This window comes from Nitrospirillum pindoramense, assembly GCF_007827955.1.
GTDB lineage: Bacteria > Pseudomonadota > Alphaproteobacteria > Azospirillales > Azospirillaceae > Nitrospirillum > Nitrospirillum amazonense_B.
Genome location: NZ_VITR01000010.1, coordinates 86,168 through 105,683 on the forward strand (window position 1 = coordinate 86,168; position 19,516 = coordinate 105,683).

The 19,516-nt window shown below is 67.7% G+C and carries 15 protein-coding genes; 7 read left to right on the top strand and 8 right to left on the bottom strand.

What is annotated here, in order from left to right:
* Window position 1 precedes the first annotated feature (1 nt).
* The 5 genes from FBZ90_RS17320 to FBZ90_RS17340 are packed head-to-tail and all read right to left on the bottom strand — an operon-like array spanning window position 2 to window position 4,754.
* Window positions 2-1,009: an aliphatic sulfonate ABC transporter substrate-binding protein gene (locus FBZ90_RS17320; protein ID WP_145734007.1), complete on the bottom strand. Its 1,008-nt coding sequence runs from the start codon at window positions 1,007-1,009 to the stop codon at window positions 2-4.
* Window positions 1,010-1,025: 16 nt separating this feature from the next.
* Complete coding sequence (locus tag FBZ90_RS17325) at window positions 1,026-1,805, bottom strand: ATP-binding cassette domain-containing protein (RefSeq protein ID WP_246130467.1); 780 nt, start codon at window positions 1,803-1,805, stop codon at window positions 1,026-1,028.
* Complete coding sequence (ssuC, locus tag FBZ90_RS17330) at window positions 1,802-2,581, bottom strand: aliphatic sulfonate ABC transporter permease SsuC (RefSeq protein ID WP_145734009.1); 780 nt, start codon at window positions 2,579-2,581, stop codon at window positions 1,802-1,804. The genes FBZ90_RS17325 and ssuC overlap by 4 nt, the downstream gene beginning before the upstream one ends.
* Window positions 2,578-3,792 carry an FMNH2-dependent alkanesulfonate monooxygenase gene (ssuD, locus tag FBZ90_RS17335; protein WP_145734011.1) on the bottom strand — a complete coding sequence of 405 codons (1,215 nt, stop codon included), beginning with the start codon at window positions 3,790-3,792 and terminating at the stop codon, window positions 2,578-2,580. Before ssuD ends, ssuC begins: the two co-directional genes overlap by 4 nt.
* Window positions 3,789-4,754: a sulfonate ABC transporter substrate-binding protein gene (locus tag FBZ90_RS17340; protein WP_145734012.1), complete on the bottom strand. Its 966-nt coding sequence runs from the start codon at window positions 4,752-4,754 to the stop codon at window positions 3,789-3,791. Before FBZ90_RS17340 ends, ssuD begins: the two co-directional genes overlap by 4 nt.
* Before the next feature lie 374 nt (window positions 4,755-5,128).
* On the opposite strand from FBZ90_RS17340, the gene tyrS reads away from it, so the two are divergent.
* The 7 genes from tyrS to FBZ90_RS17375 all read left to right on the top strand — a co-directional run bounded on the left by tyrS (window position 5,129) and on the right by FBZ90_RS17375 (window position 16,176).
* Complete coding sequence (gene tyrS, locus FBZ90_RS17345; protein ID WP_145734014.1) at window positions 5,129-6,391, top strand: tyrosine--tRNA ligase; 1,263 nt, start codon at window positions 5,129-5,131, stop codon at window positions 6,389-6,391.
* Between the two features lie 267 nt (window positions 6,392-6,658).
* Window positions 6,659-7,447, top strand: a complete 789-nt coding sequence (locus FBZ90_RS17350; protein WP_145734016.1) for a hypothetical protein — start codon at window positions 6,659-6,661, stop codon at window positions 7,445-7,447.
* 128 nt (window positions 7,448-7,575) lie between these two features.
* The gene (locus FBZ90_RS17355) at window positions 7,576-9,042 is read left to right on the top strand and encodes a S10 family peptidase (protein ID WP_246130468.1); all 1,467 of its coding nucleotides are present in this window, start codon (window positions 7,576-7,578) and stop codon (window positions 9,040-9,042) included.
* Between the two features lie 287 nt (window positions 9,043-9,329).
* Entirely contained in the window at window positions 9,330-11,486 is a 2,157-nt protein-coding gene (locus tag FBZ90_RS17360) for a TonB-dependent receptor (protein ID WP_186455872.1), read from the top strand.
* A gap of 101 nt (window positions 11,487-11,587) precedes the next feature.
* Window positions 11,588-13,315: a M61 family metallopeptidase gene (locus FBZ90_RS17365; RefSeq protein WP_145734020.1), complete on the top strand. Its 1,728-nt coding sequence runs from the start codon at window positions 11,588-11,590 to the stop codon at window positions 13,313-13,315.
* Between the two features lie 174 nt (window positions 13,316-13,489).
* Window positions 13,490-14,692 (top strand): pyridoxal phosphate-dependent aminotransferase, encoded by a 1,203-nt coding sequence (locus FBZ90_RS17370; RefSeq protein ID WP_145734022.1) that lies wholly within the window; start codon window positions 13,490-13,492, stop codon window positions 14,690-14,692.
* A 26-nt stretch (window positions 14,693-14,718) separates the two neighbouring features.
* A complete protein-coding gene (locus FBZ90_RS17375; RefSeq protein WP_211102129.1) occupies window positions 14,719-16,176 on the top strand; it encodes a S10 family serine carboxypeptidase-like protein in 1,458 nt (485 codons plus the stop codon).
* Window positions 16,177-16,189: 13 nt separating this feature from the next.
* Here FBZ90_RS17375 and FBZ90_RS17380 read toward each other — a convergent pair whose 3' ends face one another.
* The 3 genes from FBZ90_RS17380 to FBZ90_RS28145 all read right to left on the bottom strand — a co-directional run bounded on the left by FBZ90_RS17380 (window position 16,190) and on the right by FBZ90_RS28145 (window position 19,204).
* Window positions 16,190-16,675 (bottom strand): Lrp/AsnC family transcriptional regulator, encoded by a 486-nt coding sequence (locus FBZ90_RS17380; RefSeq protein WP_145734024.1) that lies wholly within the window; start codon window positions 16,673-16,675, stop codon window positions 16,190-16,192.
* Window positions 16,676-16,788: 113 nt separating this feature from the next.
* On the bottom strand, window positions 16,789-17,274 hold the full coding sequence (locus tag FBZ90_RS17385) for an Lrp/AsnC family transcriptional regulator (RefSeq protein ID WP_145734026.1): 486 nt from the start codon (window positions 17,272-17,274) through the stop codon (window positions 16,789-16,791).
* A gap of 4 nt (window positions 17,275-17,278) precedes the next feature.
* Window positions 17,279-19,204 carry an ornithine cyclodeaminase family protein gene (locus FBZ90_RS28145; RefSeq protein WP_211102130.1) on the bottom strand — a complete coding sequence of 642 codons (1,926 nt, stop codon included), beginning with the start codon at window positions 19,202-19,204 and terminating at the stop codon, window positions 17,279-17,281.
* Window positions 19,205-19,516: the final 312 nt, after the last annotated feature.

The window sequence follows — 19,516 nt, forward strand, 5'->3', positions numbered from 1 at the left end:
CTCAGCCCACGGCGAAGCGGCTGTCGACCAGCTCAGCCGCCGCCTTGCGCACATCCACCCCGGCCTCGATCAGGCCCACCTGCTGCATGGCAAGACCGGAGGCCACCACGCTGTCAGCCTGCGCCGGCTTCAGATGCCCCTGGCTAAGGTCCGTGCGCTGCAACTGCCTGGCCACCACCGCGTCCGCCAGCTTGGTTTGGGCGGTCAGGCTGGCGGCCAGGGCGTCGGGATGGCCCTGGGCGAAGGTGCGCGCCTTCTCATAGGCGGCCAGCACCTTTTGCACCACACCGGGGTTCTCCGCCGCGAAGGCATCGCGCACGTTCAGGGCGCCCCAGCTGTTGAAAGCCGGATTGCGGTACAGCAAGCGGGCGCCGTTCTCGATCTCCGCCGCCGCCATCAGCGGATCCAGGCCGGCCCAGGCGTCCACATCGCCCCGCAACAAGGCCTGCTTGCCGTCCGGATGTTGCAGCAGGACCAGCTTCACGTCGTCCTGGGTCAGGCCGGCGCCCGCCAGCGCCCGCACCAGGAAGATATGCGGGTCGGTTCCCCGCGTGACCGCGATGCGTTTGCCCTTCAGGTCGGCGATGGTCTTGGCCGGGCTGTCGGCCGGCACCACCAGCGCCGTCCATTCCGGCTTGGAATAGACATAGACGGACCGGATGGGGTTGCCGCCGATGCGGCCCAGCAGCGCCGCCGCGCTGGCGGTGGAACCGAAGTCGAGGCTGCCGGCGTTCAGGAACTCCAGCGCCTTGTTGCTGCCCAGCGATTGAACCCAGCGGACGCCGATGCCATCGGCCTTCAACTCCTCCTCCAGCCAGCCCTTGTCCTTCAGCAGCAGGCTGACAGGGCTGTAGGTGGCGTAGTCCAGGCGCAGTTCGGTGATCTTGGCCGCCGGCTGGGCAAGGGCGGACGCCGGACGCAACAGCGGGGCGGCTGCCAGGGCGACGCCGCCCGCCAGCAGGGTACGGCGCGTCGGGGCGGGGGCCTTGATTATAATCCTGGTCGTCATGGGGGCTTTCCTTCTTCTAGACGGCGGTGAGGATGCGGCGTTCCAGCTCCGCCAGGCGTGGGGTGCCGGCGGCGCGGGCATTGCGGGGGATGTCGATGGCGACATCGTCGGCCACCACGCCGTCGCGCAGCACCAGGACGCGGTCGGCCAGGGCCACGGCCTCCGCCACGTCATGGGTGATGAGGATGGCGGTGAAGCCGTGCTGGCGCCAAACGCGGGTCAGCAGGCGGTGCATGTCCGCCCGGGTCAGGGCGTCCAGGGCGCCGAAGGGCTCATCCAGCAGCAGGATGCCCGGTTCCGTCACCAGGGCGCGGGCCAGGGCCACGCGCTGCTTCTGCCCGCCGGACAGGACGTAGGGCCAATCGCCGGCGCGGTCGGCCAGGCCCACCTCCGCCAGCAGGGCCTGGGCCCGCTCCTTCCAGCCGGGGCCACGGGCGATGCCGACATTGCTCAGCACCCGCTGCCAGGGCAGCAGGCGGGCTTCCTGGAACAGCAGGCGCACGTCGGGCTGCAAGCCCCGGCGGGCCGTGCCGTTGATGCGGATGGTGCCGCCGGTGGGGCTGTCCAGCCCGGCGATCAGGCGCATGAGGGTGGTCTTCCCGCCGCCGGAGCGCCCGACCACGGCGACGAACTGCCCGGCCGGGATGGTCAAATCCAGGCCCCGCAGCACGCCGACGTCGCCGAAGGCCTTGGTGACCCCGTCAAAAGCCAGCTCCAGCCCCCGGCCGGCCCCCCCGTCGGCAGCCGTGGCCGCCGGCTCTTCAACATCCGGAACCGCGCGCAAGGGCACCATCATGCCGCCTCCAGCCCGGTGTGGAAGGAGGGGTTCCAGTCCAGCGCCCTGCGCTCCAGCCAGCGGGACGCGATGTCCGCCAGCTTGCCCAGCAGGGCGTAGACGATGATACCCAGCAGCACCATGTCGGTCTGCAGGAACTCCCGCGCGTTCATGGTCATGTAGCCGATGCCGGAGGAGGCGGAGATGGTTTCCGCCACGATCAGGGTCAGCCACATGATGCCCAGGGCGTAGCGCAAGCCCACCAGGATGTTGGGCAGGGCGCCCGGCAGGATGACGCGCAGGTACAGGGCCACCGGCCCCAGGCCGTAGACCCGCCCCATCTCCACCAAGCCCCGATCAACGGACCGGATGCCGTGGAAGGTGTTGAGGTACATGGGGAACAGCACGCCGACGGCCACCAGGAAGACCTTGGCCTCTTCCCCGATGCCGAACCACAGGATGACCATGGGGATGATGGCCAGGTGCGGCACGTTGCGCAGCATCTGCAGGCTGCTGTCCAGGATGTCCTCGGCCAGGGGCAGGGCGCCGTTGATCAGGCCCAGGGCGAAGCCCAGGCCGCCGCCGATGACGAGGCCCAGGAAGGCGCGCTCCGCGCTGATCCCCACATGGTGGGGCAGGCTGCCGTCACGCAGGGTCGCCCAGAAGGCGACGGCGATATCGCTGGGCGCCGGCAGCACCCGCGCCGACAGCCACCCCACCTTGGCCGCGACCTCCCACCCCGCCAGCAGGGCCAGGGGCAGCAGCCAGGGCAACAGACCGCGCCTCAGCCCGGTCATGATGCCGACGCCTGGCGCAGGGCGACGGTCTCCTTGGCCACCGGGGGCAGGGTGTTGGCGATGCGTTCGCCAAAGGGCCCGTGGTTGGTGGCCTCGCCCCGGTCGCGGCCATTGCCGGGGGCCAGCGGCAGCAGGGGGAACACCAGCTCGGCGAAGCGGTAGGCCTCCTCCAGGTGCGGATAGCCCGACAGGATGAAGCTGTCGATGCCGACGGCCATGTATTCCTTCATGCGCTGGGCCACCGTTTCCGGATCGCCCACCAGGGCGGTGCCGGCCCCGCCGCGCACCAGGCCCACGCCGGCCCACAGGTTGGGGCTGACCTCCAGCTTGTCGCGCCGGCCACCGTGCAGCGCCTGCATGCGGGCCTGGCCCACGCTGTCCATGCGGGCGAAGGTCTTCTGCGCCTGGGCGATGGTGGCGTCGTCGACGTGCTGGATCAGGTCATCGGCGGCCCGCCAGGCGGCCTCATTGGTTTCGCGCACGATGACGTGCAGACGGATGCCGAAGGTCACCGTGCGGCCCTTCGCGGCGGCGGCGGCCCGCACGACGGCCACCTTCTCCGCCACCTGCTCCGGCGGCTCGCCCCAGGTCAGGTACTTGTCCACCGTCTCCGCCGCCACGTCGATGCCGGCGGTGGATGACCCGCCGAAGTACAGTGGCGGGTAGGGACGCTGCAGGGAGGGGAAGAACAGGCGGCCATCCTCGATGCGGATATGCTGGCCTTGGTAATGCACCGTTTCGCCCGCCAGCAGACGGGTCCAGACATCCAGGAACTCCCGCGTCACCTCATAGCGCTCGGCATGCGACAGGAAGATGCCGTCGCCGGCGTTCTCCACCGGGTCGCCGCCGGTCACCACGTTGATCAGCAGCCGGCCGTCGGACACGCGGTCCAGCGTGGCCGCCATGCGGGCCGAAACGGTGGGCGACTGCAGGCCGGGCCGCACCGCCACCAGATAGCGCAACCGCTCCGTCAGCGGGGCCAGGGCGGAGGCGATGACCCAGCTGTCCTCGCAACTGCGCCCCGTGGGCAGCAGCACGCCATAATAGCCCAGGCTGTCGGCGGCCTGCGCGATCTGCTTCAGATAATCGAAGCTGACGGCGCGGGCGCCCTGGGTGGTGCCCAGGTAACGGCCGTCGCCGTGGGTGGGGATGAACCAGAAGACGTTGGCTTCGGTGACGGGTTGGGCGGGGGGAAGGGCGGTGCTGCTCATGACTTCGATCCCGGAATGGCGTCGGAAACAGTGATGGGCTTGGGGATCAGCCCCAACTGATGAAAGGTATCGGCGATCTTCTGCTGGGCGGCGATGACGTCGGGCGTGATGGGCTGGACGCCATACCCCATGCGGGCCAACGCCACCTCCAGCACCGGGGCGGGGATACCCACCTGCGGGGCGAGGCGCTGGGCCACGCCCTTCTGATCGCCGCGTGAGGCGGCGTCGACCTCCCGCAGCGCCGCCAGGATGGCCTGGACCACCTGGGGCCGCGTCTCGTTGAAGCCGCGTTCGGCCAGGTAGAACTGGTGGTTGGCGACCAAGTGGCTGCCGTCGGCGCGCACGCCGTCCGTCAGCACCCGCGCCTGCGTCGCGGCCGCCGCGGCGGCATAGTAGGGGTCCCAGATGACCCAGGCGTCCACGCTGCCCTGCTCGAACGCGGCGCGGGCGTCGGCCGGGGCCAGGTATGTGGGCTGGATATCGCTGTATTTCAGGCCCGCGTCCTCCAGCGCCTTCACCAACAGGTAATGGACGTTGGACCCCTTGTTGAGCGCCACCTTCTTGCCCTTCAGGTCGGCCACGCTTTTCAGCGGGCTGTCCTTGGGCACCAGGATGGCCTCACCCTTGGGTGCCGCCGGCTCCACGCCGACATAGACCAGGGGGGCGCCGGCGGCCTGGGCGAAGATGGGCGGCGCCTCGCCGGTGGTGCCGAAGTCCAGCGCGCCGACGTTCAGCGCCTCCAGCAACTGCGGGCCACCGGGAAATTCCCGCCATTCAACGGTGATGCCTTGTGCTTTCAGCTGGGCGTCCAGCGTGCCGCTTTCCTTCAGCAGAAGCAGCGTGCCGTATTTCTGATAACCTATGCGCACCGGCTTTTCCGCCGCGTGGGCCGCGCCGACGCCCAGGCTCAAGGCCGCAGCGAAAGCCAGGCGGCAAAGGGCGGAGAAGGCTTTACCCATCATCGTCTCCCGCAGGTCAACGGCCGATCGGCCATAATCAACACTATTTTTGATGCTATTTAACAATCGCGGCATGATATTTTACGACTGAACTTGAGGCTAAATTAACGATCCATTAAGAGTCAATCTTGATATTTTGCTTACAAAATTTGTTAAATTAGAAAGGTACACAGGTGGCCTTGACAGGGCGGGTGGGCATGATCACCATCCGCCCATGGTCACGACGCTGCCCCTCTGCTGCACGTATTACGCGCCCTCCTCATAGGAGCGGCGTTGTTCGACCATGTTGAAACGATGCCGCCGCCAAGGCGGCAGTCGTTTTCCTGAAAGCGGTCTTCCTTCCTGGTGGCGGCCCCACCGACGACAGGAAACCGTTCATGGACACGCTGGACCTTCCCCGACATGACCTCCGCTCAACCGCCTTGGAGGTGTTGCGGGCGCGCGGCTACATCCATCAATGCACCGACCTGGGCGGCCTGGATGCCGCCTTCGCGGCGGGCGTGGTGCCGGTCTACATCGGCTTCGACGCCACGGCCGACAGCCTGCATGTGGGCCATCTGCTGCCCATCATGACGCTGCGCCGCCTGCAGCGGGCGGGGCACAAGCCCATCGTGCTGATGGGCGGCGGCACCACGCGGGTCGGCGATCCCAGTTTCCGGGCGACCGAGCGCCCGCTGCTGAGCGACGACCAGATCGCCGCCAACATCCGGGGCATCCGGCGGGTATTCGAACGCTTCCTCACCTTCGGCAACGGGCCCATCGACGCCGTCATGGTGAACAACGCCGACTGGCTGGACCGGCTGGGTTACATCGACCTTCTGCGGGACGTGGGGCGCCACTTCTCCGTCAACCGCATGCTGTCCTTCGATAGCGTCAAGGCGCGGCTGGACCGGCAGGACCCGATGACCTTTCTGGAGTTCAACTACATGATCCTCCAGGCCTTCGATTTCCTGGAATTGCACCGCCGCGCGGGGTGCCTGGCCCAGATGGGCGGATCGGACCAATGGGGCAACATCGTCAACGGCATCGACCTGGTACGCCGGATCGAGGGGCGGGAGGTGTTCGGCCTGACCACGCCGCTGCTGACCACGGCGTCCGGCGCCAAGATGGGCAAGACCGCCGGCGGGGCCGTCTGGCTGAACGCCGACCGGCTGTCGCCTTACGACTATTGGCAGTTCTGGCGCAACGCCGACGACGCCGACGTCGGACGCTTCCTGCGCCTGTTCACCGATCTGCCCCTGGACCGTATCGCCGAGCTGGAGGCGTTGCCAGGCGCCGCGATCAACCAGGCCAAGGTGGCGCTTGCCGACGCCGCGACCACGCTGGCCCACGGCACCGACGCCGCCCAGGCGGCCAGGGACACCGCCGGACAGGCCTTCGCCGGGGCCGTCGCCGACGGCCTGCCCGACGTGGCGCTGACCGCGGCGGAGGTGCGGGACGGCGGCGCCCTAGTGGTCGACCTGCTGGTGCGCGCCGGCCTGGCCACCTCGAAAGGGGAGGCGCGACGGCTGATCCTCGGCGGTGGGGTGCGGACGGACGGCAGGGTGGTGGCGGACACGGACGCCCGCATCACCCAGGCGGCGGTCCCGATCCGCCTATCCCTGGGCCGCAAGCGCCATGTGCGGGTGTGTGGCGTTTGACGCAAAGGGGTGGGCGACAGGCATGCCTTGCGCCCACCCTTGCCCTTGGGCACAGTTCAGGGGGCGAAGCGGGGCGACATCATGGGCAAATGGACGATCATCACCTTATACGCGCGGCATTTGCTCGTGGCCTCCCAAACGCCCCCTCAAACGCCGGGTGCGGGCATCCGCCCGCTTGGCTTCCTCGCTCCGCCCTGCGGTGCTCGCTCCGGCGCCCGCGGTCGCGGGCTACAACGGCAAAAATCATATCTCGGTCCTTTGGTATTGGTGGCCGCCTTGTCGGCCGGCGGCGCGATGGCGGCCGGTGATCCGCCGGTGCCAGGCCTGACAGCGGTGGACTGTGAGGCGCCCACCTCCGCCTCCTTGCAAGCCCTCTGCACGGACCCGGGCCTGCGCCAGCTGGTGGACAGCGTGCAGGACCTGCCCTATGTCCGGCTGGGCCGGGCCTGGACGGTCGATGACGAGATGTTCAAGCGGTGCGACGCCACGCTGGACGCGCGCGCCTGCCTGGATCGGGAATACCGCCAGAAGATCAACGCCGCGCAGGCGGAATCGGCCAAGCGCGCCACGGCCTACGCCCCAGACGGCAACCGGGCTGACGCCAAGGCCCTGCTGGCCCGCATCGCCGGCATCTACCGGCATCCGGTCAGAAGCGCCGATGGCCCCCATGGGGCGGAGGATGTTCTTCAGGTCATGCCGGTGGCGGACGGCGCCACCTATCTCGACATGCGCCTGTCCTTCGACAACGGGCGGAGCTGCACCATCACCGGCATCGCGGAATACAAGAAGATCGGCAGCTTCGTCTTCCAGGACCCTAAGCCCGGGAAGGCGTGCCTGTTGACCATGTCCCTCAGCGGCGATGAGCTGGGATTCAACGATCCCACCGGCGCCTGCGCCAAGTTCTGTGACGACGGGGCCAGCCTGACGGCGGAGACCTTCACGCAGAAACAGAGGAAAAAGCTGCGCGCCACCCCGGCCCTCAAGCAGACGTCCGACTACCAGCAGGCTTTGCAGGCCTATCAGGCCCGCCATGCCACGGCCACCGCAACCCGCTGACGGCCCTATAAAACCGAACGACGCATAAAATTTGCTGCCCGGCGCACGCTGGACGGCATTACGCAAAAACATTCCGCTGCCGGCCGGTATTCTTTTCCCTGACAGGGCTTTGCGACAAGGGGACAAGGATGACCGGGCACCTCAGCCGGCGGAAACTGGGCGGCTTGGCGGCCGCGTTGATGCTGGCGACAGCCTTGCCGGCTTTTGCCGAAACGCCCGTGGTGACCCGCCACGCCACCACCCTGAACGGCCAGAAGCTGACCTACACCGCGACGGTGGAGGGGACGGACGTCAACGATGCCACCGGCAAGCCAGGCGCCCACATCGTCAGCTTCGCCTACACCGTGGACGCCAAGGACGCGGCCAAGCGGCCGGTGACCTTCATCTTCAACGGCGGGCCCATCACCGCCTCCCTCTGGCTGCACCTGGGCATCATGGGGCCCAAGCGCGTGGCGGTGCCGGACAACCTGACGGCCGATCCCGCCACCTTCAGGCTGGTGGACAATCCCTATTCGCCGCTGGACGCCACCGACCTGGTGTTCATCGACCCGGCCTCCACCGGCTTCAGCCGCGTGGCCGATGGCGTCGATCCCAAGAGCTATTTCTCGGTGAAGGCGGATGGCCAGCAGGTCACCGCCTTTATCCAGGCCTGGCTGACGCGGCATCATCGCGAGGGCTCGCCCCTGTATCTGCTGGGCGAAAGCTACGGCACCATGCGCGCGGCGGAGGTGGCGGGGCAACTGGCCGAACTGCCCAAACCCATCCTGCTGAATGGCGTGCTGCTGATGGGGCAGGCGGTCAACATCATCGAATATGTCCAGCGGCCGCAGAACGTCATGAGCTACGTGGTGTCGCTGCCCACGCTGGCGGCCATCGCCTGGTACCACCAGAAAGTGGATCGCCGGGGCCTGTCGCTGGAGGCCTTCGTGGAGGAGGCGCGGCGCTACGCCCAGAGCGATTACATGCCCGCCCTCTACCAGGGCAGCGACTTGCCGGCGGCCGACCGCGACCGCGTCGCCCAACGGCTGCAGGAGCTGACCGGCATCCCCGCCGCCTATTACCGCGAGCATGGCCTGCGCATCAGCAAGGAACAGTACCGGGGTGAACTGCTGAAGGATCAGGGCCTGCTGCTGGGCCGTGCCGACGCGCGCTACACCGCCCCAATCACCGACAAGGGCATCGGCCCCGACCCCTTCGCGGCCGCCGTCATGCCGCCGTTCTCCCGCCTGTTCAAGGACTACCTCCGTACCGACCTGAAGGTCGACCGGGTGGAACCCTATGTGGAGATCGCGGAGGTCGAGGGCCTGGACGATTGGGGATGGGGCTACGCCTCGCCCTTCGCCAACTGGGCCTACAGCGACCGCCTGATGAAGGCCATGAAGGCCAGCCCGGCGTTCCGGCTGCTGATCGGCAATGGCTATTACGATACCCAAACCACCGTGGGGGCGGCCGAACTGCTGGCCCGCCAAGGTGGCTGGCCGGGGGGGCGGGTGCGCCTGACCTTCTACGAAGGCGGGCATATGGCGTACACGGCGGAGCCCGCCGCCCGCAAGTTCGGCGCCGATGTCCGCGCCTTCGTGCAACAGCGTCCCTGATCGCCGCCGACGGGCGGCCGGGGACGCGGGCAGAAAATTTCCGCAGCATCCCCCTGGGGAATAAAATTTTCTCCCCGCCTGGCACGGCAGGCGCAATTTGGGAAGAAAAGCCAACCAGCGGCGATATCATTAATTATCTTTTCCGGCTTTGCCGAATAACAAAACCCTAAAACGGGTGATGGCGGCAGTGGGAGCCCATAAGAACAGGGGGTAGTAAAATGAAGGGAAATCGTGGAATTCGGTCGTTGCTTGCCACGACTGTTCTTACAACTTTCTCTCTTTGGTCATTGACGGGCGTCGCCGCCGACGCGGCGGCGGACGACAGCCTGGATGAACTGCAGGAAATCGTGGTCACGGCGCAGAAGAAGACGGAACGTCTGATGGACGTGCCCGCCTCCATCGCCGTCGTCAACACCCAGTCGCTGTTGCAGTCCAACCAAACCCAGCTGCGCGATTTCTACAGCCAGGTTCCGGGCCTGAACGTGACGTCCAGCGGCAACGGCCGCACCACCATCGCCATCCGCGGCATCACCACCGGCGGCGGCAACAACCCCACCGTGGGTCTGACCATCGACGACGTTCCCATCGGCTCGGCCACCAGCAGCGGTCTGGGCGACGCGGTCGTGCCGGAAATCGACCCGTCCAGCCTGCAGCAGATCGAGGTGCTGCGCGGTCCCCAGGGCAGCCTGTACGGCGCCAGCTCCATGGGCGGCCTCATCCGCTATGTGACGGCGGCCCCCAACCTGACCGAGACCTTTGGCCAGGTGGCCGTGTCCGGGTCCAGCGTCGCCCACGGCGGCGAGGGCGGCGGCGGCCGGGCCTACATCAACGTGCCCATCGTCGAGGACAAGCTGGGCCTGCGGGTCAGCGCCTTCGCCCGCATGGACCCGGGCTACATGACCAACGCCAACAGCGGCCAGACGGAAATCAACGTCAACCGCACGGAAGGCGGCCGCGCCACCCTGCTGTGGCAGATCACGCCCAGCGTCAGCTACCAGGCATCCGCCACCTACCAGCACATGACGGCCGGCGGTTCCGCCAATGAATACGTCTCCATCGACCGCGTGCCCACCTACGGCGACTATACCCAGGCGCCCATTTCCGGCCTGAACACCGGCTATCTCGACATGGGCATCTACAACGGCAACCTGAAGGCGGACCTGGGGTTCGCCAACCTGGTGGCCGTCACCTCCTACAGCCACACGGTGTTCAACGGCCCGCAGGACACCACCGGCACCTTCGGCCGCTACCTGGGCTTCTTCTTCCCCAGTTCGGCCCTGCCGGCGCTGGGCACCGGCATCTACAACTATTACCAGACCAACAAGCTCAGCCAGGAAATCCGCCTGGAATCCCAGCCGGGTGGCATGATCGACTGGATGGTCGGCGGCTTCGCCACCAATGAGGACAATCTGAACCGCCAGGTGGTCTACGTCGCCAACAAGGCCAACGGCCAGAACGTGGGCTTCCCCGACCTCTACACCGTCTTCGGCCCGTCGCATTACCGGGAATACGCCGGCTTCGGCTCGGCCACGTATCACATCATCGAGGACAAGCTGGACTTCACCTTCGGTGGCCGTTTCAGCCGCCAGTTCCAGGAGAACGCCAACGAGGTCGGCGGCGTGCTGCAGGGCGACACCACCTACAGCGACCTGCATTCCAACACCAGCGTCTTCACCTATTCGCTGGGTCCGCAGTACCACATCAACAAGGACATGATGGTCTATGGCCGCGTGTCGACCGGCTACCGCCCCGGTGGCCCGAACGACGCGCCGGGTGAACCCGCTGCCTACACCTCCGACACCACCACCAATTACGAGGTGGGCTTCAAGGGGGTGTTGGTCGACCACCTGCTGACGGTGGACGCCGCCCTGTTCGACATAGAATGGGACGATATCCAGCTGCAAGCGGCGTCGCCCACCGGCTTCTCCTACATCCAGAACGGCGGCACCGCCCGGTCGCGGGGTGGGGAGCTGAGCGTCACCCTCACGCCGTCAGAGGGGCTGAGCGTGGTGGCCAACCTGGGTTACACCGACGCGACCTTGACCGAGACAATCAAGACATCCGGCCTGTACGGCCTGAAGGGGCAGCGCCTGCCGTATTCCGCGAAGTTCACCGGCAGCCTGTCGGCCGACCAGAAGTTCCGCATCGCGGACGGCTTCACCGGCTTCGTCGGGGCCACCGTGTCCTATGTCGGCGACCGCTACAGCGTTTTCCCGACCAAAGCCACGGGCCAGCGCTTCTTCATGCCGTCTTACGAGACGGTGGACGTGCGGGCCGGTGTCAGCCATGACGACTGGAACCTGTCGGTGTACGCCAAGAACCTGAGCAACGAGATCGCCTTCGTCTCGGGCGGGCCGCTGGATACCATCACCCGGACCGGCATCTATTCCGCGGCCATCATTCAACCGCGCACCTTCGGCCTGACCATATCGAAGGATTTCTGATCCAACCCGACCGTAAAGGGTCGCAAGGTCGGTCCGGTGATACCGGGCCGACCTCTTGCATAAAAAGGGCAGGGATGATGCGGCATTTGGCGATAGGTGGAATGGCGGCGCTGCTGGCCCTGTCCGCGGCACCGGTGGCGCTGGCGGCATCGCCGCAGCTGGCGGTGACGCTGAAGCCGGCACCGGTGACCGGCGCGGCGGGAGAGGGCATCGTGCCCTTCGTCGATGTCACGGTCGAAATCCCGTCCCTGGCGGTCGCGGCCGGCGCGCCGCTGCTGCGCCTGCCGCTGGTGACCAACAACGTGCAGAGCGTGGCCGAAACGCTGACGGACCTGACGGCCAGCGACAGCGACGGCCCGGTCACGCTGACCGCCAAGGACGACGCCGACACCCCGACCCGGGCCTACCGCCACTGGACGGCGGCGCGGCCGGTCCAGGGCACGCTGACAGTGCGGTATCGCGCGCCCATCACCACACAGGCCAACCCGCGCGGCGCGGCGCCGCCCCTGGAATTGCGCACCGACGGCGGCGGCTTTTCCGGCGCGGCGGGGACCTTTCTCATCCTGCCGGAGTCCCAGACGGCGTATGGCCTGACGGTCCGCTGGGACCTGTCGGCCGCCGGTCCCGGCGCGGCGGGTGTTTCCAATTTCGGCGTAGGGGACGCAGCCTCTACCGAGGCCTTGGACGTGGAGCAACTGGGCGCCACCTATTTCATGGGCGGCGCCATCCACCGCTATCCCGAGGCGGCCCCCACCGGCACGCTGATCAAAGGCTTCTTCTCCGCCTGGCAGGGCACGCCACCGTTCGACGGCAAGGCGCTGATGCAGTGGACGGAGGGGCTGTACCACCATTACCTGGTCTATTTCAAAGACCCGGGCGCGCGGCCCTATGCCGTTTTCCTGCGGCCCAATCTGGTGAACGCGGGTGGCGGCGTCGAGCTGAACGGCGCCTTCATCGGCACCTTCGACCAGAAGACCGACGTCAAGGACTTCAAGTTCACCCTGGCGCACGAGATGGTGCATACCTTCGTGCAGTCGCTGGATACCGCGGCCGAGGACGCGTCGCAGGGGCTGGACTCGTCCTGGTTCAGCGAAGGCATCGCCGTCTACTACCAGAACCGCCTGCCGCTGCGCGCCGGCATGGTCACGCCAGAGGAGTTTCTGGCGGACCTGAACAGCACTGCCGCCCGCTATTACACCAACGCCCTGAATGGCACGCCCAACCGGGACATCCCGGCACGCTTCTGGGCGGATACCCGCATCCGCGTCCTGCCTTACGACCGGGGCGCCCTGTATTTCGCCCTGGTGGATGAGGAGGTGCGCAAGGCCAGCCACGGCAAGCGCTCCCTGGATGATCTGATCCTGGCCATGCTCGACCGGCGCCGGCATGGCCGGCCCATGGATCACGCCGCCTGGGTGGAAATCATCACCAGAGAACTGGGGCCGCGCGGCAAGGTGGAACTGGACGCCATGCTGGACGGCGCCCTGGTCCTGCCGGGGGAGGACGCCTTCGGTCCCTGCTTCACCCGTACCACCACCCCCTTGCGCCGCTATCAGCTTGGGTTCGAACCGGAGGTGCTGATCCAGCCCAAGCGCGTCGTGCGCGGCCTGGTCCCCGGGTCCGCGGCGGCGGCGGCCGGCCTGCGGGACGGGGATGAAATCGTGCGCCCTGTCCCCCAGGACATGATCCAGGGCGACCAGCACGCCACCCTGACACTGCAGGTCCGGCGCGACGGCCAGGTCTTGCCCATCACCTACCTGCCGAGGGGGGAGACGGTGCAAGCCTACCAGTGGGTTCGGCGCCCCGAAGCGCCAGCCAAATGCGGCTGAGCCCACGCCCCGGTTGAACCAGGTCAGCTTATGCGTCCCGCCATCCAGGCACCGCATAAACTAGCCACCGGCACCCCCGATGCGCTGGGCATACGCAAAAAAGAACCTGCCCAGTCGACTAGAATTTAGGCATCGCGAGGCCCCGCGTGGCCTCGCCCGGATAGGAAGTACGCCTTGAAATCTGCCGGTACGCCTGTTGGATCCGCGCCCGCCGCTCAGCCCGGTGGCGACTTCTTCGCGGCCACCCATTATGCCGACTGGGTGCGCGGGTCCCTGCACGCGATGGCCACCCGGCCCAACGCCATCGCCCTGTATGACAGCACCATCAGCGAACCGTCCCGCCTGTTGGCCGAGTTGGTGGCCAAGGCGCTGGTCATCCCCTCGGACGCGGGCGGGCCGCGCTTCGGCAGCCGCTATGTCAGCGTCTTCGCCAACGGCAACCGCTTCCTGGTGAACGCGCTGTGCGCCCGGTATGGCGAAACGCCGGAGCGGTTGCAGACCGTCACCGGCGTCACCGGCGGCCTGCAACTGATCCTGCGCGCGCTGGTCAAGCCGGGGGAGCGCGTGCTGATCGAGAACCCCGGTTTCAAAATCCTGTCCAACCTGGCGCTGGAAGCCGGGGCGGTGGTGGATGACCTGGAGCGTCCGGCACCGGACTTCGGGGTCGATCCGGCCCAGGTGGCGGCACAACTGACGCCCGACACCCGCCTGGTCATCCTGACCAACCCCCACAACCCCACGGGCACCTGCCTGGACCCCGCCACCCTCACGGCCGTGGCGCGGGCGGCGGCGCGTGTTGGCGCCCTGCTGGTGGTGGATGAGGTCTACGGCGATTTCTCCCGCCGCCCATCCGCCGGCCTCGCGGCCAAGCTGGCGCCCAACATCATCAGCCTGTCCAGCCTGACCAAGGTGTTCGGCCTGTTCGCCCTCAAATGCGGTTGGATGGTGGCCGACCCGGACGTGCTGGCCCGCATTCGCGCCCGGCAGCCGGAGGGGGACGTGGGCGTGTCCAAGCTGGCGCATGCCGTGGCCGCCCATGTGCTGGAAAACGCGGACACCTTCGACCGGCACTGGCAGGCCGTCATGACCGCCACCACGCCGGTGCTGCGCCGGCATGCCGACGCCATGCGGCTGGACGGGCTGATCGAGGGGGCGGTGCCCGCGTCCGGCTGTCTCTACTTCCCCCGCATCGTCGGGGTGGCGGATACCTGGGCGCTGACACGCCATCTGTGGAACCAGGCCGACCTATTGGTGGCGCCGGGCGATTATTTCGGCCTGGCGGGCCATGTGCGGCTGGGCTACGCCGGTGACGCCGAAACGCTGGACAAGGGGCTCACCCGCCTGCACGCGGGCCTGCGCGCCTGGCGGAACCGTTGATTAACCAACAGGGAAAGGGAGCGGGCATGCGAGCGGTGGTACGGGCGGGTGTGAGCGCGATGGCCCTGGCTCTGGTCATCGGATGCGCCACCCAGGATCGCCCGGCGGCACCAGGCGGTATCGCCCAGCAGATCACCCTGGCGGGCAAGCCCCTGCGCTACACGGCCGAGGCGGCGACGCTGGATCTCACGGATGCGCAAGGCGTGGCGCGGGGACATGTGTTCTACGTCGCCTATCGCACGCGCAACCAGGACGGGGGCGTGCGGCCCGTCACTTTCCTCTGGAACGGCGGTCCCGGCGCCAATTCAACCCTGCTGCATTTCGAGGCCTTCGGGCCCAAGCGGCTGGAGGGGGACGGGCTGGTGGACAACGCCCAGACCCTGCTGGCCGACAGCGACCTGGTATTCGTCGATCCCGTGGGCACCGGCTTCAGCCGCCCGGCGACCGCCGAGGATGGTCAGCGTTTCTACAGCACCCTGGGCGACATCGCCGCCATCACCGATTTCGTCCAGGCCTGGATGGGCCGGCATGCCGGCGCTGAGACACCCATTTACCTGGTGGGGGAAAGCTATGGCGTCTGGCGCGCCGCCGGGGTGGCGGAGGCGCTGGAGAAACAGGGCCGCGCGGTCGCGGGCGTCGTCCTGATTTCGGGCGGCATTCCGGTGGGACCGGTGCTGCCCAAGGACCTGGCGACGGCGCTGAAGATCCCCGGCCGCGCCGCCGCCGCCCAGGTCCATGGCCGGCTGCCGGCCAGCCTGGCGGGGGCGGACCCGGCAGCGGCGGCCGAGGCCGCAAGCGCCTGGGCGATACGGACCTACGCCCCGGCGCTCGCGCACCCCGGTGATCTTGACGCGCAGGCGCGGTCGATGCTGGCGCAGGATGTGGCCCGCCACATGGGGCTCGATCCAACGCTGGTCGACAGGACCGCGCTCACCGTCTCCTCCCGGCAGTTCCTGAACAATCTGCTACCAGGCCAGCGGCTGGACACCTTCGACATGCGGATCAGCCGGCCGGCGGGGCAGGGTGAGGCGGCACCGGCGAACGGCCCCGTCATGGTGCGCTACTTGCGCGAAACCCTGGGCTACCGTACCACTTTGCCCTATCTGGGCCTGGAGAAGGACACCGATGCCACGGCCACGCCGGTGGGCGAGCGGTGGGACTACAATTCCGGTGACACCTCGCCCGCCGCGTTCGCCGCTGCCATGGCGGCGGCCCAAGCCGGGGAGGGCCCGCCCGGCGCCGAACCATGGATACGCCGCGCCATGGACCTGGATCCCAAGCTGCGCGTTTTCGCCGCCACGGGGCTTTTCGACAGCCTGAACAGCTGCGCCGCCAATGAGGCGCTAAAGACCCGGCTGGCGCCGGGGCTGGCCGCGCGGCTGTCCGTCCATTGCTATGGTGGCGGGCACATGATGTATCGCGACACCGAGGCCCGCGTGCGTCTCAGTGCCGACCTGGCCGGGTTCATCGCCCCTCCACCCTGAGGGGCAATTTTAGTCACTGAAACGTGCGGGGCTTCAACGGCACGGCCGTGGTGCTCTTGGCCTCCGACAGGGTGACGATGGACCGGATGTCCTGCACGCCGGGCAGCTTCATCAGGCTGTTGAAAATGAACTCCTGGTACCATTTGACGTCCGGTGCCACGACCTTCATCAGGATGTCCATTTCCCCGAATACCGTATAGCACTCAAGGATCTCGGGGATGGTCTCGACTCCCCGGAAGAAGGTCTGCCGTTCCTCGTCCGACAACCGGGCCATCTTCACCTGGGCGAAGATCTGCATGTGAAAGCCCAGCTTGTCCCGGTCGACGATGACCACTTGGCCCTTGATGTATCCCTCATCATGCAGGCGCTGGATGCGGCGCCAGCACGGGGATTGGGAAATCCCAACCTTTTCCGCCAGTTCCGCCGTGGTCAGCGACGCGTCGCGCTGCAGCAGCGTCAGGATTTTCATGTCGATGGCGTCGAGTTCCGCAGCCGGCATATCCTATGTGGTCCCCTGTTCGTTTATCGCATTGCCTATGGGGTTCCGCGCCCCTGCCGGGCATAAATCTACCGCCTGCGGCCAGGCGCCGATAGTGCCGCTTCGCCCGCCTTTTATTGAAACGTGCGGGGCGTCAGCGGGATGGCCGTGGTGTTCTTGGCCTCAGACAGGGTGACGATGGACCGGATGTCCTCCACCCCCGGCAGCTTCATCAGGGTGTTGAAGATGAATTCCTGATACCACCGGACGTCCGGCGCCACGATCTTCAACAGCGCGTCCATCTCACCGAAGACGGTGTAGCACTCCAGCACCTCGGGGATGTTCTGGATGCCGCGGAAAAAGGTCTCCCGCTCCGCCTCCGACAGGCGGGCGATCTTCACCTGGGCGAAGATGGTCATGTCGAAGCCCAGCTTCTGCCGGTCCACCAGCATCACCTGGGCGGTGATGTAGCCCTCGTCATGCAGGCGCTGCACCCGGCGCCAGCAGGGGGACTGCGAGATGCCCACCCGCTCCGCCAGCTCCGCCGTGGTCAGCGAGGCGTCGCGCTGCATGTGGGTCAGGATCTTCATGTCGATGGCGTCGAGTTCGGCGGTCGCCATGGCGTCAATCCTTCTTGGCCAGCACGGGCCAGGCGGCGGCCAGGTCCTGAACCACATGGCCGAGGGACTTGTAGAGCGTCACCTGCTCCGCCGACTGCCGGCCCTCGACCTGACCGGCCAGCACCTCCCCAATCTCCCCGGCGACATGGCCGTCACCGATGAGGCCCGCCGCCTTGGCGCGCAGGAATTCCGCCCCTTGGCGCAGCACATGCTCCCGGCAGTCGGCGATGAAGCGCGACCGGATCACCAAATCGTGATCCACCTCCGCCGGGCCGGCGATGCTGGACCCCACGACGTTGACATGGGTGCCCGGCGGCACCCAGGCCCCGCACAGGATGGGCTCCTTGGCGGCCGTGACGGTACAGATGATGTCGGCGTCAACCACCGCCTCCTGCGCGCTGGTGGCGGCGCGCACGGGCAGCCCAAGCTCCTGACCCAGCCGCGTTGCGAAGGCGGCGGTGCGGCTGGCGCTTCGGCCCCAGACAGTGACACGGCTCAGTCGGCGCACCTTGGCGATGGCCCGGGCGTGGGTCAGGGCCTGCTCGCCATAGCCCAGCAGGGCCAGCGTCTGGGCGTCCGGCCGCGCCAGCGCGTCGGTGGCGACGGCGCTGGCCGCCGCCGTGCGGATGGCCGTGACCTCACCGCCATCGACCACACCCAACGGCCGGCCACTATCGCGGTCGAACAGCACGATGACGCCCTGATGCGAGGGCAGGCCCTTATCGAAATTGTCCGGGAACACGGCCACCAGCTTGGCGCCGAAGGGCCCGCCATTGAGCGCGCCGGGCATGACGCCGAACAGATGGCCCTGGTCCAAGGGCAGCACGCCCCGGGGCAATTGCTGCGTCTCGCCCCGCGACAGGGCCGTCATGGCCTGGCGCACGAGGGGGATGCAGGTGTCATAGTCCAGGCGCGCCGCCGCGGCGGGGCCATCAACGAGGGGCAGGGGCGGGGCGGTGGGGTGGGGGACGGTGTCATACAGCCAGGCCGTCACAGCCAAATCCTGCACGGCGTGGCCCAGGGACTTGTAGAGCGTGATCTGCTCCGCCGTCTGCCGGCCCGGCGCCTGCCCCGCCAGAACGGCGCCAATCTCGGCCGCGATATGGTCGTCGCCGATGACGCCGGCGGCCTTGGCGCGCAGAAACTCCCCGCCATGGGCCAGCACATGCTCCCGATGGTCGACGATGAAGCGGCTGGCGGCCACCAGGGCGGTATCGACCTCCGCCTGGGCGGGACCGCTGGAGCCCACGACGTTGACATGGGTACCGGGGGCGATCCACGCGCCCAACAGGATGGGATCGACGGCGGCGGTGACGGTGCAGACGATGGCGGCGTGTGCCACCGTTTCCGCCACGCTGTCATAGGCCTGGGTGTCGATGCCCGTGGCGGCCTGGACCGCCGCCGCGAACGCCTCGGCCTTCTCCGGCGTGCGGCCCCAGACACGGATGTGACGCAGGCGGCGGACGGTCTTCAGCGCCAAGGCGTGCGCCAGGGCCTGGCGGCCAACACCGACCAGGGCCAGGGTGTCGGCATCCGGCCGGGCCAGCGCGTCGGTAGCGACGGCGCTGGCCGCGGCCGTGCGGAGGGCCGTGACCTCCGCCGCATCGGCCAGGCACACGGGACGGCCGCTGGCGCCGTCGAACAACACCACCAGCCCCTCATGCGCCTTGCCGCCGTGGCCGTCGGCATAGACGCTGACCAGCTTGGCACCGAAATAGCCGGGCCGCTCGCCGCCGACGAAAGCCGCCGGCATAATGGCGAAGGTGCGGCCGGGACCCAGGCTGATGAAGCTGCGCAACTGCTGGCGCACGCCGCCGGTGCTGAGCGCCACCATGGCGCCACGCACGGCGGTGATGGCGGCCTCCGTGCTCAAGCCGGCGCTCACGGCGGCGGCATCGAAAACGGCAAGGGCGGACGGCGCGGTATCCATGGGTGTCTTCCCTGTCATCCTGTTCCGATTCACCTTACGGGACCGACTGGGAATTATCTTTCCGAAGTTCGGGGGGCGATACACCATGGACCGGTAATATTTTCAAAATAGCGGCTGTTATCAGATATTTTTATGCCAGCATCACTTAAAACCAGGTCAGAAGCACCGCGCTCGGCCTTGCCGTTGTCAGGGGCGAGGATGGGACGTGGGCATATCCATGCGTTGACCGCACGGCGACCGACAAAATTTTCCCCACCATGGCGCAAACGCCGGCAACTTCGCCAAAAAAGCCCCGCTGCGATCCGCTAACAT